Annotated in this window: 14 protein-coding genes and 1 pseudogene; all 15 read left to right on the top strand. The window is 44.9% G+C overall.

What is annotated here, in order from left to right:
* Window positions 1–141: 141 nt before the first annotated feature.
* The gene (locus tag GFC30_RS13805; RefSeq protein ID WP_066326409.1) at window positions 142–906 is read left to right on the top strand and encodes a tRNA threonylcarbamoyladenosine dehydratase; all 765 of its coding nucleotides are present in this window, start codon (window positions 142–144) and stop codon (window positions 904–906) included.
* Between the two features lie 253 nt (window positions 907–1,159).
* Window positions 1,160–4,222 carry an efflux RND transporter permease subunit gene (locus tag GFC30_RS13800; RefSeq protein ID WP_066326407.1) on the top strand — a complete coding sequence of 1,021 codons (3,063 nt, stop codon included), beginning with the start codon at window positions 1,160–1,162 and terminating at the stop codon, window positions 4,220–4,222.
* 77 nt (window positions 4,223–4,299) lie between these two features.
* Window positions 4,300–4,899 carry a TetR/AcrR family transcriptional regulator gene (locus tag GFC30_RS13795; RefSeq protein WP_238583518.1) on the top strand — a complete coding sequence of 200 codons (600 nt, stop codon included), beginning with the start codon at window positions 4,300–4,302 and terminating at the stop codon, window positions 4,897–4,899.
* Window positions 4,856–5,170 carry a hypothetical protein gene (locus tag GFC30_RS17540; RefSeq protein ID WP_238583517.1) on the top strand — a complete coding sequence of 105 codons (315 nt, stop codon included), beginning with the start codon at window positions 4,856–4,858 and terminating at the stop codon, window positions 5,168–5,170. Before GFC30_RS13795 ends, GFC30_RS17540 begins: the two co-directional genes overlap by 44 nt.
* A 45-nt stretch (window positions 5,171–5,215) precedes the next feature.
* Window positions 5,216–6,502: a replication-associated recombination protein A gene (locus tag GFC30_RS13790; RefSeq protein ID WP_066326406.1), complete on the top strand. Its 1,287-nt coding sequence runs from the start codon at window positions 5,216–5,218 to the stop codon at window positions 6,500–6,502.
* A gap of 67 nt (window positions 6,503–6,569) precedes the next feature.
* Window positions 6,570–6,986, top strand: a complete 417-nt coding sequence (gene cymR, locus GFC30_RS13785) for a cysteine metabolism transcriptional regulator CymR (RefSeq protein WP_066326405.1) — start codon at window positions 6,570–6,572, stop codon at window positions 6,984–6,986.
* Window positions 6,987–7,170: 184 nt separating this feature from the next.
* Window positions 7,171–8,319 carry a cysteine desulfurase family protein gene (locus GFC30_RS13780; RefSeq protein WP_066327437.1) on the top strand — a complete coding sequence of 383 codons (1,149 nt, stop codon included), beginning with the start codon at window positions 7,171–7,173 and terminating at the stop codon, window positions 8,317–8,319.
* 5 nt (window positions 8,320–8,324) lie between these two features.
* Window positions 8,325–9,440, top strand: coding sequence for a tRNA 2-thiouridine(34) synthase MnmA (mnmA, locus tag GFC30_RS13775; RefSeq protein WP_066327435.1), 1,116 nt, complete (start codon window positions 8,325–8,327; stop codon window positions 9,438–9,440).
* A 69-nt stretch (window positions 9,441–9,509) separates the two neighbouring features.
* Entirely contained in the window at window positions 9,510–10,175 is a 666-nt protein-coding gene (locus GFC30_RS13770) for a tetratricopeptide repeat protein (protein ID WP_066326404.1), read from the top strand.
* A 16-nt stretch (window positions 10,176–10,191) separates the two neighbouring features.
* Entirely contained in the window at window positions 10,192–12,549 is a 2,358-nt protein-coding gene (gene recD2 / locus GFC30_RS13765) for an SF1B family DNA helicase RecD2 (protein ID WP_066326403.1), read from the top strand.
* A gap of 100 nt (window positions 12,550–12,649) precedes the next feature.
* Window positions 12,650–12,841 carry a hypothetical protein gene (locus GFC30_RS13760; RefSeq protein ID WP_027407908.1) on the top strand — a complete coding sequence of 64 codons (192 nt, stop codon included), beginning with the start codon at window positions 12,650–12,652 and terminating at the stop codon, window positions 12,839–12,841.
* A gap of 17 nt (window positions 12,842–12,858) precedes the next feature.
* Complete coding sequence (locus tag GFC30_RS16695; protein ID WP_084256378.1) at window positions 12,859–12,993, top strand: YrzQ family protein; 135 nt, start codon at window positions 12,859–12,861, stop codon at window positions 12,991–12,993.
* Between the two features lie 122 nt (window positions 12,994–13,115).
* Window positions 13,116–13,463: pseudogene (locus tag GFC30_RS16690) on the top strand (IS982 family transposase); the annotation flags it as partial.
* 259 nt (window positions 13,464–13,722) lie between these two features.
* Window positions 13,723–14,196, top strand: a complete 474-nt coding sequence (locus GFC30_RS13755) for a hypothetical protein (RefSeq protein WP_066326402.1) — start codon at window positions 13,723–13,725, stop codon at window positions 14,194–14,196.
* Between the two features lie 1,487 nt (window positions 14,197–15,683).
* A complete protein-coding gene (locus tag GFC30_RS13745; RefSeq protein WP_084256376.1) occupies window positions 15,684–17,165 on the top strand; it encodes a transposase in 1,482 nt (493 codons plus the stop codon).
* The last annotated feature ends 300 nt before the right edge of the window (window positions 17,166–17,465 follow it).

The raw sequence follows: 17,465 nt of genomic DNA, 5'->3' as shown, positions 1-17,465 counted from the left end.
AACTCCGAATGAATCCCTTATGTGAAGCACATGCTTTACATAAGGGTTTTTGTTTTGTCAAGAAAAAATCCGATTGAAATACTTACTTTAATCGTGTAGGATAGTAGCGGTACAAAAATGATACATGTGATGGAGGGTGTCATGCTGCATCAGTTTTCACGCAATGAATTAGCGATTGGAAAAGAAGGATTAGAAAAGTTAAAACATGCAACCGTCGCTGTATTAGGAATTGGTGGAGTAGGTTCATTTGCTGTCGAAGCGCTCGCTCGTTCGGGAGTTGGTCGGCTTGTGCTCGTCGATAAAGACGATGTCGATATTACAAACATTAACCGGCAAATCCATGCACTTCTTTCAACAGTTGGCAAACCGAAAGTGGATGTAATGAAAGAACGTATTACGGACATTAATCCCGAATGCGAAGTGATTGCGCTGAAAATGTTTTATACGGAAGAAACGTATGAACAATTTTTTAGCTATGGCTTAGATTTTGTCATTGACGCTTCCGATACGATTACGTATAAAATCCATTTAATGAAAGAATGTTTAAAACGAAACATCCCGATCATTTCGAGCATGGGGGCAGCAAATAAAATGGATCCAACTCGCTTCCGCATCGCTGATATTTCTAAAACGCATACCGATCCAATCGCCAAAGTGATTCGGGCGCAACTACGGAAAGAAGGAATTAAAAAAGGAATTCCCGTCGTGTTTTCCGACGAAAAACCAATTATTATTCGCGAAGAAGTGCGCAAAGAAGTTGGCAACGACGAAGCGACAATCCGCAAGGCGAAAATGCCGCCGTCTTCGAACGCGTTCGTGCCGTCTGTCGCTGGACTGATTATGGCTTCTTACGTCGTTCGCGAGTTGTTAAAAGACGTAAAAATTTACCGAGTGGGGGAAGAGTAAGTAAACAGGGCTTGTCGAAATGGACAGCCCTGTTTTATTTGGAATAAAAATAAGTCGCAAGTCGTAAATAAAATAATCTGGGAGTACATGATGGAACCGTTTGGTTGGACAGTACGATAGAGAGTGGGGAGGTGAGGAAAATAGTTGAAAAAATACGCACAATCATTTATAGTCATAATATAACGACCGTTCAGTCATATTTATATAAAAACAAACGGTCAGTCTACATATGACAATAGAAAGGAAGGGAACGATGAATTTTTTAACACGGTTTAGCTTAAAAAATGCGGTTGCGGTGTTTATTATTTCATTTCTGCTTATTTTAGGAGGACTGTATTCTTTTTCATCTTTAAAGGTCGATTTATTGCCGAACATTGAATTTCCGCAACTATCGATTGAAGTCGTTTATCCAGGCGCTTCTCCGGAAGACATTAACGAGCAAGTTACTTCCAAGCTAGAAGAAAAATTTAAGTCGATAGAAGGCATTAAAAAAATGCAAAGCTCTTCTTATGAGAGTATCTCTATTATTAACCTTGAGTTTCCGTTCCATACCGATATGAAAGACATGGAACGGCAAGTTGATACAATCATTAAAGATACAAAACTTCCGGATAACGTGCAAACAAAAATTAATCGTTTTTCGTTTGGGACATTCCCTATTTTTAACATTTCGCTCTTTGCAAAACAAGGGGTTGATTTACAAAAAGTATTAGAACGGGATGTCATTCCAGAACTCAATAAAATTAACGGCATTAACTCTGTGTCGGTCGGTGGGATGAAAGAGGAAGTTGTGCAAATTACCATCGACAAACAAAAAGCAGCACGAGCAGGACTGACGTTATCACAAGTAAAAGACCAAATTAATGAAAAGTTTTTGTCGTTCCCAGCCGGGAATGTGAATACAGATACGTTACAAATTCCGGTGCGTGTGCAAGAAAAGCTCGATACTGTCCAAGCGCTTGAGAACATGACATTAACGTCGCCGATGGCACAAACGATGACACCGGCGTTCCAAGGCCGAGTGATGCAGGCTACGCCACTGCTAAAACTAAAAGACATCGCAACAATTGAAACGATTACAGACCAGCCGGAAAAAACACGTTACGATTTAAAAGAGTCATTGTCCATGGCAGTTACGAAAAAACAAGATGCCAACACGGTCGAAGTGGCAGACAAAGTGATTAAGGTATTAAACGCCCATAAAGATGAATTCCATTATGCGATTGGCTTTGATTCGGCAGAAGGAATTAAAAAGTCGGTGGAATCGCTTGTGCGGGAAGGATTGTTAGGCGCATTGTTTGCGTCGATTGCCGTGCTTGTCTTTTTACGGAATGTACGGGCAACGATCATTGCGATTATCTCTATTCCGCTCTCTTTAATTGTTTCGTCGATTTTCTTACACCGCTTAGATATATCGTTGAACGTGATGACGCTCGGTGGTATGGCGGTTGCCGTTGGTCGCGTTGTTGACGACAGCATCGTTGTCATTGAAAATATTTTCCGACGTGTGCGCAAATCGAAAACAGGCATGAACGATGAACTTGTGCAAGATTCGACGAAAGAAATTTTAAAAGCGATCACGTCTTCTACGATTACGACGGTCGTCGTCTTTTTGCCGCTCGGGTTTGTCGGCGGCATTACAGGTGAATTTTTCTTGCCATTTGCTTTAACGATTGTTTTTTCGCTCTTTTTATCCCTTATCGTCGCTGTTACAATTGTTCCAGTTTTAGCGAAATTTTCGTTTAAAAAAGTGCCTCCAGAAGAAAAAGAAGGCGCATTGCAACGGTTTTACGGGCGCGTCATTGCTTGGTCGCTAAATCATAAAGTCATTGTTTTAGCATTATCTGTCGTTCTTCTTGTCGGTTCGTTTGCCCTCGTTCCGAAGCTAGGGTTCACATTCTTGCCGAACGAAGAGCAAAAGACGCTTGTTGCTAGCATTGAACTGCCGTCCTCTACGTCGCTTGAAAAAACGAACGACGTGTCGTTGAAAATAGAAAAAATGTTTGCTAATCAAAAAGAAATTAAAGATGTGACAGCAGGTGTTGGAAGCCGCGATTTCCGCACAGGACTGAAACGGTCGAACCAAGCGAACTATTTCATTCGCTTAAAAGAAGGTGTCAACGTCACACGATTTATTAAAACGCTTGAGAAAAACATGCAATCGATTGTGGACGAAGAAGCAAAAGGAACAAAAGTCGGTGTGCAGGAGCTTAGCTCTGGTGGACCGCCTTCTAACAACGATGTCAATATCGACTTGTATTCAAACGATCTCGCATCATTGCAAAAAGCAGCAAAAGATGTAGAAAACTATATGAATAAGCGGAAAGATTTAAAATATGTAACAAACAACTTTGCCGATCACCAAAAGCAAGTCGTTGTCCAAATTGATCCAGCGAAAGCAGCGGAGTACGGCGTGTCTGGCTTCCAAGTGTTAGGGACGATTGCCGATGCAACGAGACCAGTTCAAGTGGGAACGCTCAAACTTGATGGAATTGATCGGACGGTGCAGTTGTCGTACGACAAAGGAATTGATTCTATTGATGCGTTAAAAAATACGCTTATTTTCACAAAGCGCGGTCTTGTTCCAGTTTCGGCGATTGCAGACGTGAAAGAAGTGGATACGTATACGTCGATTCAAAAATTAGATGGAAAAGTATTTGCTCGTGTATCCGCGCAAATTGTTGGCGATAATATTCAAAAAGTCACACAAGATGTTATCGACCATGTGAAAAAAGAGGTGAAGCTGCCGAAAGATGTTTCGTTTGAAGGAGGCGGTGGCAGCGATGACACAGTGGAAACGTTCCGCCAGCTTGGTTTAGCAATGATCGTAGCGATTGGTTTAGTGTATATTACGATGTTGATTACGTTCGGCAAGGCGAGAATTCCGTTCATTATTTTGTCCGCTTTAATTTTTGTGCCAATTGGTTCGTTACTCGGCTTGTATGTCGCTCATGAACCGATGTCAGTGAGCGTGATGATAGGGCTATTAATGCTGATTGGAATTGTGACGACAAATGCGATTGTACTTGTTGATCGGATCGGACAAAATCGTGAGCAAAAAGGAATGACAGTACGGGATGCCCTAATTGAAGCTGGAAAAACGAGATTGCGTCCGATTTTAATGACGGCGTTTGCGACGATTACATCGCTTATTCCATTGGCGCTCACGAAAGCGTCGGGAACGTTGATTTCGAAAGGTCTAGCCATTACGGTCATCGGTGGACTAACGTCATCGACATTGTTAACGCTTGTTATTATTCCGGTAATGTACGAACTATTTTTCTTCCGCCAAGTGAAAAAAGAACGAAGTGCATAAATGATAGGCTGGCTCAAATCGAGTCAGCCTCTTATGCTATAATAAACGAAGAAACTAGAGGTAAGGAAGGGACAACGTTGAGCAAAAAAGAAACGATCATTCAAGCAGCCATGAAATTGTTTGCCCAAAAAGGATACCATGCCACATCGATGCAAGAAATTGCCGAGCAAAGCGGAATGGCAAAAGGTTCGATTTACAACTATTTTAAATCAAAAGAGGAAATTGCCCTTTCTATTTTTCGTTATCATTACGAAATGTTGTTTCAAAAGTTAGAACAAGTAACAACCGACGACACGTTGTCTGCGCGGGAAAAATTTGAAAAACAACTGATGCTGCAAATTGAAGAGTTTGTGCGGCGAAAGGAGCTCGTCGGCATGCATATGGGGGAGCAAGCAGCGAAAATTAACGAGGAAGTACACCAACTTGTGTTTCGCATTCGCGCGCAAACGATTAATTGGTACAGAAAAGCGATTATTGATATATACGGGGAGAACGTGCGTCCATTTGCGCTTGATTGCGCGACGATGGTGAATGGGATGATGAAAGAGTATATGTTTTACATGGCAATCGAAAAAAAAAGAATTGCCTTACGCTGCGCTCGTACCGTTTATGTTGCGGCGGCTCGATGCGATTGTGGAAAGTTTTACTACAAACGATGCTCCGCTTTTAACCGATGAATTAATGCAAGACTACTTAAACGTCGAACAACATGAAAAAGAAAACGAACGAAAGCAAATTGTCGCGTATCTCGAGAACATGTTACAAGAGCTAAACAACGAATCGGTAAAACGTGACGTCGTTCATTCGATCAAGACGTTAAAAGAAGAGTTTTTGCGCCCTGACAACGCAAGAGAGTTTATGGCGGAAGCGCTATTAATGTATTTAGAAAAGCAACGCCTCCCGCATTGGCAAGAAGTAGCCGCTGCTATTCGTCGCTATTTTGCATAATAGTTCTCTGCAAAGGCAGAGAGCTTTCTATTTGGAGGTGAGAAAATGGCGCTTTTTTTGCAAGAACCGTTAGCTGTCCGCATGCGCCCGCGTACAATTGATGAAATCGTGGGACAAACACATATCATTGGACCGCATACGGCATTATACAAAATGATTCATAACGGCTATGTTCCATCAATGTTGTTATATGGAGAGCCGGGGGTTGGGAAAACGTCGCTGGCCTATGCGATTGCTGGAACGGTAAACCGCGAATTTTTTGCGTTAAATGCAACGACATCGGGGAAAAAAGAAATGGAGGAAATTGTCGCCACCGCCAAAATGGTCGGTAACGTCATTTTGTTTATTGATGAAATTCATCGTTTTAATAAGGCGCAGCAAGACTATTTGTTGCCGAACGTCGAAAGCGGGCTTATTACGCTGATTGGCGCGACGACAGAAAATCCGTTTCATGAAGTCAATCCAGCCATTCGTAGCCGTTGTGGGCAAATTAAACAGCTGAAGCGGCTAACATCAGAGGAAATCGTCGTGCTCTTAAAGCGAGCGCTACAAGACAAAACGCGCGGGTTTGGGGCGCTTTCGCTGGACATGGACGAACGATTTTTGCAGATGATTGCCGATGGAACAAATGGCGATGCCCGTTCTGCCCTTCAAGCGTTAGAGGCGGTCGTGTATGCTGCGCGGCAAAATGACGAACGGATTGTCGTCGATGAACAGCTAGTGCTAGATTGCATCGAAAAGAAAGGGTTTTCCCACGATAAAAAAGGCGATACGTATTATTCGCTATTGTCCGCCTTTCAAAAAAGCATTCGCGGCAGCGACGTCGATGCGGCGCTTCACTATTTGGCAAGGCTATTAGAAGGAGGGGACGTCGCGGCGATTTGCCGCCGGCTGCTTGTCATTGCATACGAAGATATTGGTTTGGCAAATCCGCTCATCGGTGTGAAAGTGAATGCTGCCATTCAAGCGGTCGAGCGGCTCGGGCTTCCGGAAGGGCGTATTCCGCTTTCCGTCGTCACGGTGGAGCTATGTCTTTCCGCAAAATCGAACTCCGCTTACAAGGCGCTCGACAAAGCGATTGCGGATGTACAAGCAGGGAAAATTGGCGACATTCCGATACACTTAAAAGATGCGCACTATGACGGGGCAAAAGTGCTCGGGTACGGCAAAGGGTATGTCTATCCGCATGACTATCCAAATAGTTGGGTTTCACAACAATATTTACCAAATGAATTGGAAGGAGTACAATATTACTCCCCGAAAGAAAACGGTGAGGAAAGGCATTATGCAAAAGTGTACAGCCGGCTACGTGAGTTAAGGCACAAGCAATGAAGGAAGCAAAAAAGTATGGTATAATGGTTTGCGATTGTTTCCTAGACGATGCGGTAGGGGGAATACGATGAAGATTTCAACAAAAGGCCGGTATGGGCTAACGATTATGATTGAATTAGCGAAAAAATACGGGGATCGCCCGATTTCATTAAAATCGATTGCGAATGCACATAACTTGTCCGAACATTACTTAGAACAGCTCGTATCGCCGCTTCGCAATGCTGGGCTTGTTAAAAGCATTCGCGGAGCGTACGGCGGATATGTATTAACGAACCATCCAGCAAAAATAACGGCTGGTGATGTCATTCGCGTATTGGAAGGACCGATTAGTCCAGTCGAAGGACTAGAGGAAGAAGAACCGGCAAAGCGGGAGCTATGGATTCGCATTCGCGATGCGGTGCAAGAAGTACTTGATAGCACTACATTGGAAGACTTAGCGAAATATAGCGACAGTGATAGTGAATCGTATATGTTTTATATTTGATCTAAGAACAAGCGTGTTGATTAACGATTAAAATCGAGTTGATATCGCTCTAGTTCGAACTTTTCTGCCGCGAACAAGGAACGCTTTGCGGGCAAATTTTCCCGCCGGCGTTTTTGTTCGCAGGAACGGCGTGGTAGGATTCTGTGGTTTTTCGGAAAACGTGATTGAAGAAAGGAGAATGGCGTTGGAACGCATTTATTTAGATCATGCCGCGACATCGCCAGCGCACCGAGCGGTCGTTGAGCGAATGGCAACGATCATGACGGAAGCGTTCGGCAATCCGTCAAGCATTCATTTTTTTGGCAGAAAAAGCCGCCAAGTGCTCGATGAAGCGCGTGAAACGGTTGCCAAAAGCATCGGAGCAAAACCGACAGAAATTATTTTTACAAGCGGTGGAACGGAAGCGGATAATTTAGCGCTCATCGGGACGGTGCTAGCCAACCGCCAGAAAGGTCGCCATCTGATCACGACGGCGATTGAGCATCATGCGGTGTTGCATGCGTGCCGTTATCTCGAAAGCGAAGGATTTGAAGTGACGTATTTGCCTGTCGATGAACGCGGAAAAATATCGCTCGCGGATTTACAGCGCGCCCTTCGTGATGACACGATCGTCGTATCGGTAATGTTCGGAAATAATGAAACAGGGGTGTTGCAGCCGATTGAAGCGATCGGGCAGCTATTAAAAGATCATCCCGCATATTTTCATACAGATGCCGTTCAAGCGTACGGGCTTGTGCCGATCGATGTGAATGAATTAGGGGTTGACCTTTTATCAGTTTCTGCTCATAAAATTAACGGACCAAAAGGGGTCGGCTTTTTATATGCGCGCGAGCACGTGAAGCTTATGCCGCGAGCATTCGGCGGCGAGCAAGAACGAAAGCGCCGCGCGGGGACGGAAAACGTTGCCGGCGTTGCCGGGTTCGCAAAAGCGGTCGAAATTGCGCAAGAAACGATGGCAACAAAGCAAAGCGAATACCGAGCATGGAAAGCAAAAATGCTCGCTATTTTTGCAGAGAGTGGCGTTCGCTACGACATGAACGGCGACGAAGAAATGAGTTTGCCGCACATTTTAAACGTCACGTTCCCAGGGACAAACGTCGAATCGATGCTTGTCAATTTAGATTTAGCAGGCATTGCTGCGTCAAGCGGCTCGGCATGCACGGCTGGTTCAATTGATCCGTCGCACGTGCTCGTTGCGATGTTTGGCAACAACTCTGACCGCATTCGCTCCTCGATTCGCTTTAGTTTTGGGCTTGGCAATACGGAAGCACAAATTGAAAAAGCCGCTTACGAGACGGTGAACATCGTCAAACGGTTAACAAATGGGAGATGAGCATTGTGAAGAAAGCACCAAAAGATATACGCGTCGTTGTCGGCATGTCGGGAGGAGTAGATTCTTCCGTTGCAGCGCTTCTTTTAAAGCAACAAGGCTATGATGTCATCGGCATTTTTATGAAAAATTGGGACGACACCGATGAAAACGGCGTATGTACGGCAACGGAAGATTACGAAGACGTCATGCGCGTTTGCAACCAAATCGGCATTCCATACTATGCCGTTAATTTTGAAAAACAATATTGGGAGAAAGTGTTTACGTATTTTCTCGAAGAATATAAAGCCGGGCGAACCCCTAATCCGGATGTGATGTGCAATAAAGAAATCAAGTTTAAAGCGTTTTTAGAGCATGCGCTGTCGCTTGGTGCGGACTATTTAGCGACTGGGCATTACGCGCGCGTTGCGTACCGCGATGGGGAATATAAAATGTTGCGCGGCATCGATGCAAACAAAGACCAGACGTATTTTTTGAACCAGCTTGGCCAAACGCAGCTTGCAAAAGTCATGTTTCCGATTGGGGAATTAGAGAAAGCGCAAGTTCGCGAAATGGCGAAAGCCGCCAACCTTGCGACAGCCAATAAAAAAGACAGCACGGGTATTTGCTTTATCGGTGAGCGTGATTTTAAGCAGTTTTTAAGCAACTATTTGCCGGCGCAGCCAGGGCAAATGCAGACGTTGTCTGGCGAAGTAAAGGGAAGACATGATGGCGTCATGTATTATACGATTGGGCAGCGGCACGGACTTGGCATCGGTGGCAGCGGCGAGCCGTGGTTTGTCGTTGGGAAAAACGTGAGAGAAAATATTTTATACGTCGCCCAAGGATTTGATAACGAACTGCTCTATTCAGACTCGATTATTGCGACAAACGTGAACTGGGTATCTGGAAAAATCCCAGCAGAGCCGCTCAAATGCACAGCGAAATTCCGCTATCGTCAGCCAGATACGGGCGTAACCGTTCATGTCATCGACAATACGACCGTAAACGTCGTATTCGACCATCCTGTAAGGGCGGTTACTCCAGGACAAGCGGTTGTTTTTTACAACGGTGAAGAATGTCTAGGCGGCGGCACGATCGACCAAATTTTCCGCAATGGCGAAAAACTTTGGTATGTTGGGTAAATGAATCATAAAACCTCAACTCTTGGCAGAGTTGGGGTTTTGTATATGATATAATGAGGAGTGAAGAAAATGGAAAACAAAAATACGCTTGGAATTCAATATATGCGGGACGGAAACTATGAAGAAGCGGTAAAATGTTTTCATGAGGCGATTGAAGAAAATCCTAACGACCCCGTCGGCTACATTAATTTCGGGAACGTGTTAGCGGCGGTTGGCGAGGAAGAAAAAGCGATTCGCTTTTTTGAAAAGGCGCTTGCGCTTGATGAGCAGGCAGCGACGGCGTATTACGGGCTCGGTTCGATTTATTACAACCGACAGCAGTTTGCGAAAGCAAAAGACATGTTTGAACAGGCGGTGCAAAAAGGGCTGAACGACAGCGACGTCTTTTTTATGCTCGGCATGTCGCTTATGTTTTTAGAACAGCCGCGGCTTGCTTTGCCGTATTTGCAGCGCACGGTAGAGTTGAATACACGCGATGTCGAGGCGCTGTTTCAATTGGGGCTTTGTTTGGCACAACTCGAGTTTGTCGACGAAGCGATAGGCTATTTTGAACGGACGATTGCGTTAGATGAACAGCATGCAGACGCCTGCTATAACTTAGGGGTGGCGTATGCATATAAAGATGAGGTGCAAACCGCGCTTGAATGGTTTACAAAAGCGCTTTCGATTCAGCCGGATCATTTATTAGCAGGACATGGAAAAAAGCTGATAGAAAAAGTGCTCGGACAACGATAAAAGGTAGGGATTCCCATTGCAACAACAAGGATCGTTTGCCTTAGACGAAAAATCGTTTATTAAAGGAACACATATCGTCACGATTTTTCATAACGAAAGCAATTTGTATTCGGTCGTGCGCATTCGTGTCGAAGAAACGAACGAGGCATACAACGAGGAAGAAGTCGTTGTTACTGGTTATTTTCCGCGCATGCACGAACAAGAGACATATGTGTTTTACGGTTCGTTTAAGGAACATCCGCGCTTTGGGCGGCAATATGTCGCCGATTATTTCCGCAAAGACGTTCCACATACGAAAGAAGGCGTCATTCATTATTTGTCGAGCGATTTGTTTAAAGGAATTGGCAAAAAGACAGCGGAAGCGATCGTCGAGGCGCTCGGCGAGCAGGCGATTTCCGTTATTTTAGCCGACCCGGACGCGCTTTCGAAAGTGCCAAAGCTATCGAAAGCAAAAGCGAAAGAACTGTACGAAACATTAAAAGCGCACCAAGGGCTTGAGCAAATTATGATCGCGCTCTCAAGGCTTGGCTTTGGTCCGCAGCTATCGATGAAAATTTATCAAGTATACCAAGACATGACGCTTGATGTTATTCAAAAAAATCCGTACCAGCTTGTCGAAGACGTCGAAGGCATCGGATTTGTCCGTGCGGACGAGCTAGGGCATCAGCTTGGCATTTCCGGCCGCCATCCAGACCGCATTCGCGCTGCTTGTTTGTACGTATTAGAAAACGATTGCTTGCAGGAAGGGCACGTTTATTTAACAAAAGCACAGCTATTAGTAAAGGTAAAAGAGCTATTAGAAGCAAAGCGCGACGAAGCCGTGCCGGAAGAAAATATCGTCCATGTGTTGTTGATGTTGACCGAAGAAGGCAAGCTAATGAACGAAGATGATAAATATTATATTCCGTCGCTTTATTTTGCCGAAAAAGGAATTGTCACGAACGTGAAACGACTGTTGCAGCAAACGGTAACATCGTTTCCAGAGTCGGAATTTTTATTGGCGCTTGGGGAACTCGAGGAGCGCTTGTCCGTTCAATACGCCCCGCGGCAAAAAGAAGCAATCCAACAAGCACTTTCTTCCCCGCTCTTTATTTTAACAGGCGGACCTGGAACAGGGAAAACGACGGTCATTAAAGGAATCGTCGAAATTTTTGCCGAGCTGCACGGCCTTTCGCTTGATGTCAATCGCTACAATAAAGACAATCCGTTTCCGATTATATTGGTTGCCCCCACTGGAAGAGCGGCAAAACGAATGGGCGAGGCGACCGGGTTACCGGCGGTGACGATTCATCGCTTGCTTGGATATAACGCGGCAGAAGGGTTTACGCACGATGAAGACGCACCGATTCAAGGGAAGTTGCTCATCGTCGATGAAATGTCGATGGTCGATACGTGGCTGTTAAATCAACTGTTAAAATCACTTCCTGACGGGATGCAAGTCATTTTTGTCGGCGATGAAGATCAATTGCCGTCGGTTGGACCGGGACAAGTGCTGAAAGATTTGCTAAAGACAAATGTCATCCCGACCGTTCGCTTGACGGATGTGTATCGGCAGGCGGAAGGATCGTCGATTATTGAACTCGCCCACCATATGAAAAACGGACAACTTCCGCCAGATTGGGCTGCGCCGAAAGCGGATCGTTCGTTTATTCGCTGCCATGCAGGGCAAGTCGTCGATGTCGTAAGGCAAATTGCCGATAACGCGTGGAAAAAGGGCTATTCCGTCAAAGATATTCAAGTATTGGCGCCGATGTACCGCGGACCTGCCGGCATCGACCGGTTAAATGAGGCGCTGCAAGAACTGTTCAATCCGAAAACAGAGAAAAAACGCGAACTGTCGGTAGGCGACACCGTGTACCGGATTGGCGATAAAGTGTTGCAGCTTGTGAATCAGCCGGAGCAAAACGTGTTTAACGGGGATATTGGTGAAGTCGTCGCCATCTTTTATGCGAAGGAAAATGTCGAAGAACAAGATTTAGTCGTCGTGTCGTTTGATGGGAATGAAGTGACATATACGAGGCAAGATTTAACGCAAATTACGCATGCGTATTGCTGCTCTGTTCATAAGTCGCAAGGAAGCGAATTTCCAATCGTCATTTTACCTGTCGTCAAAAGCTACTATCGAATGTTAAGGCGGAATTTATTATATACCGCGGTGACGCGAAGTAAAAAATTTTTAGTTTTATGCGGTGAGGAAGAGGCGTTTAAGATGGGAGTTGCCCGCTACGATGACAGTGTGCGGCAAACGACGCTCGCGGAAAAGCTGATACAAGCCGTTCAGCCGTTTGAAGAAGGCGAGCTTCCGCTTGATGATGCGAACATCGGAATGGAAAACGTTTCACCGTATGACTTTATGAGCGAAGGGATAGGATAATGATAGTCGCACATGATTGGTCACGTTCCTCACCATATGTATAGATATTGAAAAGTTTGCCAAAAATAATGGTAAAACGGAAAGAGGAGCGTGCCTTTTTGTGCTGAAATGTCCTAATTGCCAAAGCAAAGATTTAGGGAAAATTGGGGTCAATCAATATTATTGCTGGAATTGCTTTATCGAACTTTCGGTTCATAAAGGAATGATTTACACACATCAAGTCGAAGAAGACGGAACGCTTAGTTCGTTAGATGATTTATTTAGCGAGCAAGAACGGACGCTTTCGTCATAACAAGAGGGGGATTGACGATGAACCGCACGATGACATCGCTCGTCGCCATCGGTTTAGGCGTTGCCGCCTACCAAATGGCTCGCCGCAATGGCGGAATGAACATGCGCAACATACGAAAAATGGGCCGCCAGCTCATGCGCTCATTTACGTAACAAAACACGGCATCCTAATCATAGGGTGCCGTTTTTGTGTGTGCTAGGCATGTCTATCAACTTGGCAGTGAAAGTCCGCTATGGGAGTTAGGGAATCATTTATATAATACCATAGATTGTAAATCATTAAGGGAGCGTCCTGTCACGATTGAACCGCAGCTGTCATGATTCAACTTCCTTCCCCCTATAACTTGGGTGACAAGGGATTCATCAGCAGCGAATTGCCAAAAAATTGTATGAAGAGTACCAAATTGCCTTCTGGACTCCATCTCGCAAAAACCAGAAACACCGCCCATCGGCATCATGGGAGATAGCTCAAACAAAAACGTAAAGCCATAGTGTTCTCTGTCTTCGTCGACCAGTATCGGATCACAGAAATTCGTGCCAATTCGATTGTAGGGTTTGAGGCGGCACTAGATGACATATTGTTGGCGTATTCGCTTGTGACACTTGGGCTAGTTGAGCGTTAGGGGGCAACTAGCACCACGAGTTCAGGTAAAATATTTATTTATAAATAAAAGGCTCTTCACCAAAAGTTGTGCTTGATTTTTTAAAGACAAACATGATAGCAATGTTGCTCAAAGAGATGTGTGGTATACAAAGGAAAAAGCGCTGTTTTAGTTTTCTTTATCATGATAGTCTTTCTTTTTCAAGTACACTTTGTGGTGAAGATCCAATTTTAATTAAAACACTTAATTTAAGGAACATTTATAGAGGGAGGGATTAAAAATGTTCAAAAAGATGTCTTTCATTCTTGTAAGTTTTTTATTAACTACAGTATTACCATGGAGTGCTTTAGCTAACCAAAGTCATCCAACTACTGATAACCTATCTCCCGACAATCAAGTGAAGATTTTGTTGACAAAACAAGAGTATGAAGAGTTAAAGATGAAAAATAAGTTACCGAACGAGCCAATCCAAGTTGTAGAGAGTAAAGATAGAAATCTTGAACTCCCAGAGGGCGCATTTCTTGTAAAGGATGCATTATACACTACTGATTACGGTAAGAAACTAATTCAGGAATTCGGAGAAGATTTAACAAAAGAACAACAGATTAACGATAATATTAAAATCATTACAAAAGTTGAATTTAAGTACTATAAAATGCCTACCAATCAAGGCTTGGAACTATCCTTTACGGATAAGCTCAAAAACTTTATAGCCCCTAAAAGCGTGTGCAGCGGGGTGTACAACTGTTGGTAGAATCGATCAAACAAGAACTGATTATTACGTGGTAGGCGGTATAACAGAGGCAACACAAAAATTACGTGTCATCCTAGACGAATATAAGAACTCGGGATTGTCCTACTTTAAACATCCTGTATCAATAGAAGGTACCTGGTGGAGAATTGATGGGCAGTACTTATGTAAATTAGCACGTTATTCCGGAACAAAATGGCCATTTTTTTGCAAATTCAAACGGGTTTTTGCGCGTTAATCCAGCAAAAATCTGGAGTATTGTGCAAATTTCCTCCCTTCTGTTTACAGAAAAACATTTTGGTGGCTTGACATGGAGCCTCTGTGGACATGTTTTCTAGCGAAAGGGGCGAGCAGGAGCCCTTGTTTCGCTAGGCAACTAGCCTAACATGTCCGCCACTCCATGTAAAGCCCGTGCTTCTGATTTTGTAAGTATATTCCAATCTGAAATAATTAGCTAATGTGCAAAACAAATAATTTGCAAATTTACAGTACTTATTTAAGGATGCATTTTTCAATGTAGATGTGATCGGAACAACTTGCTCAAGTGGTAATCTAACTAAAGATACCGAAAGCAGTCCATTTATCCCTGGATTTAAAGATACCAATAACTCATACACTTATGTTTGGAATGCCGATTATCTCAATTGGGCTCCCTATAGAGAAAGCGATGATGCTGCTACAAAAGACTCATTATATTCGGCTCTTTGGCGAGGCACTAGACAATTGACAACTCTCTCTTCTGTATATGGTACTTTTCAATAAAACATCCATGAGCAAGTTTTGCACACCACCCAAGTATGAAAACAACCGCTCGTGAATCCGTTAGTTTCATAGAAAAATCGAAGGGTTGCCTAGATCAGCTTGCGGGTTCACCCTTTTGATGGAGGACAAAAAAATGAAAAGCAAATACTTTTGGATTCTGCCGCTTATTTGTTCAATAATTCTCTTTTGTCAACTCAAAAGCCAGCATAATGTTTATAACGTTCTCAGTCAAGCGCCAACATGGGATGACGTCAACCCATTCGTTCTTTTTTGGTATCATAATTCCTCTGTTGTAGTAGGTGTTCTTATTATCATTTCCATGCTTATCGTTTTCCGGTCTCCTGCTTGGTCAACGATCCTTTTTCTTGTACTCCCAATAAGTTTAGCCCTGTATCAAAAACTGTTACTATTTCTTGTTTGGATTTACGATGATCAAATGCAATTCGTTTTGAAAATCTTCCTGACTGTTATCGTTCTGACATTGTCAGCGGCTAGAATTAGAGTGATAAAAGCGGCTATACAGAAACTCATTGCTCATTAGACGGTCGCTAATGAACTTGAATATTTTCGTGAACAGCGGCACTTTGATCAAGCACGTGTCGAATGGCGGCATGAACATGCGCTCATTCACGTAGAAAACAGCACCCCTCTAGAAGGCCGGTGAAAAAGTACACTCTAAAGCAGGGATTTACGGGGCTTATGTCGAAAAAGGAGGAAAAATCGTTGGAATGGAGCGTGAATGGATCATGAAAGCCCCCAAAAACCCTTCGACCCAGCCTCGGTTGTTTCAAGTCATCGACATGGAGGACCTGGTTCCCCCACATCATATCCTGCGCCAAATCAACGAAGCGGTTGACTTTTCCGTCATTCACGATTGGGTGGCTCCCCTGTACACGGAAAAAACGGGTCGCCCGGCGGCGGATCCGGAACGGCTGCTTCGCCTGATGCTGCTCTCGTATTTGTTTGATCACTCCGAGCGGGAGTTGTATGAGATCCTCCCGATGCATGCCGGATACCTGTGGTTTTGCGGTCTTGACTTTGAATCCGTGCTCCATCCCGACCCGCATCATCCCACGCTTCCGGATCGAACGACGCTCGTGAAAACACGGAAACGCTGGCGTCAACACGGAATCTTTGATCGGCTGATGACCTACGTGGTGGACCAGTGCATCGCGGCGGGGCTGGTCTCTCCGGATGTCCATGCGGCGGCTGATGGCACCCAAGTGCGGGCGAATGCTTCGATCCACAGCTTGCGGGAGATCAAGCTCGCTCCGGTGGAAACGTTGGAAGACTACCTGGCCCGCACCGCTCGGGAAGATGAACAGACCGAGTCCCCGGAGGCTGACCGGGATCCCGATGACGATCCGCCTTCTCCGTCTCCCCAATCAGGAGAGCGCGCCCATGCCGAAGAACGAGGAAACTTCCGTGGAACCACGTTTTCCAATCAAACCCATCGAAGCGTGACGGATCCGGATGCTCGGTTGTACAAGAAAGGCAAAGGGCAGGAAGCGTATCCTCGGTATTTGGTGCACGATGTCATCGATGTCCGGTCACGCGTCATTTTATCTCGAAAAGCGAGCGTGGCCACCGGAACGGCGGAACGGGAGACGAGTTTGGAGCAGCTGGCTTCGATTCGATTCCGCCACCCGTCGATCACGATCCGGACCTTGTCCGCGGACAAAGCATATGGCACCACGGAGTATTTGGAAGCGCTCTTCGCCCAAGGCATTACGCCGCTCGTGTCGCTGCGCCGCAAGGAGATGGAGGAGATTCCAACCTGGAAGCGCCGGGCGAAGGATCCCGCTCAGGAAGCACAACGCCAGGCGAAAGTCCGAGAAGTTCAGATTCGCAACCAAGCGAGGCTCATTCAGCAACAGGGCGGTTATCGATCTATTCAAGCCCTTCGCACGCGTTGTGAGCATGTGTTCGCCGAAGGGAAGGAATGTCATGGGCTGGACCGGGCCCGAAGCCGGGGCCTGGACGCCATGGAAGAACAGGCGCTGTTGACCGCCGTCGTGCAAAATCTGAAGCGATTGTGCCGGTTTCGAAAAAAACGAGGGGGGACCGGCTCTTTGGCGTGCGCAAAAACGGAATTTGGAGCAGGAAGTCCTGCTCGTCCTCCCGTCCTTTGGCGCCAAATGGCGGGGAGAATGGTCTCCAAAATTCGACATGAGGGAAGTCTATGCCCCATTAATTCACCGGCCTTCTAGGTGCCGCTTTATAATGTGAATGGTTGTATAAGTGATAGTCACAACATCAAAGCTCACCAACAGTCATTTTCTAATTAGGGAACTTTTCATAAAGAGTATCGCATAAAAAGCAAAAACAATCCATATTACAAAAGTTATAAAATTAAAAATATTACCTATTAGTGCACTTTCATCGAATCTTAATTGAACCTCCTCATTTAGAAAACTTATTACAGTCGCAATAACGAGCCATATAAATCCCTTAGTAGCAGGTTTATTTTTTTCTTTGGATTTAAACAAATTGGAATTCCTCCCTTAGGT

This window comes from Anoxybacillus amylolyticus (assembly GCF_001634285.1).
In the GTDB taxonomy this organism is placed as follows: domain Bacteria; phylum Bacillota; class Bacilli; order Bacillales; family Anoxybacillaceae; genus Anoxybacteroides; species Anoxybacteroides amylolyticum.
This window is presented reverse-complemented; position numbering and strand designations above follow the sequence as displayed.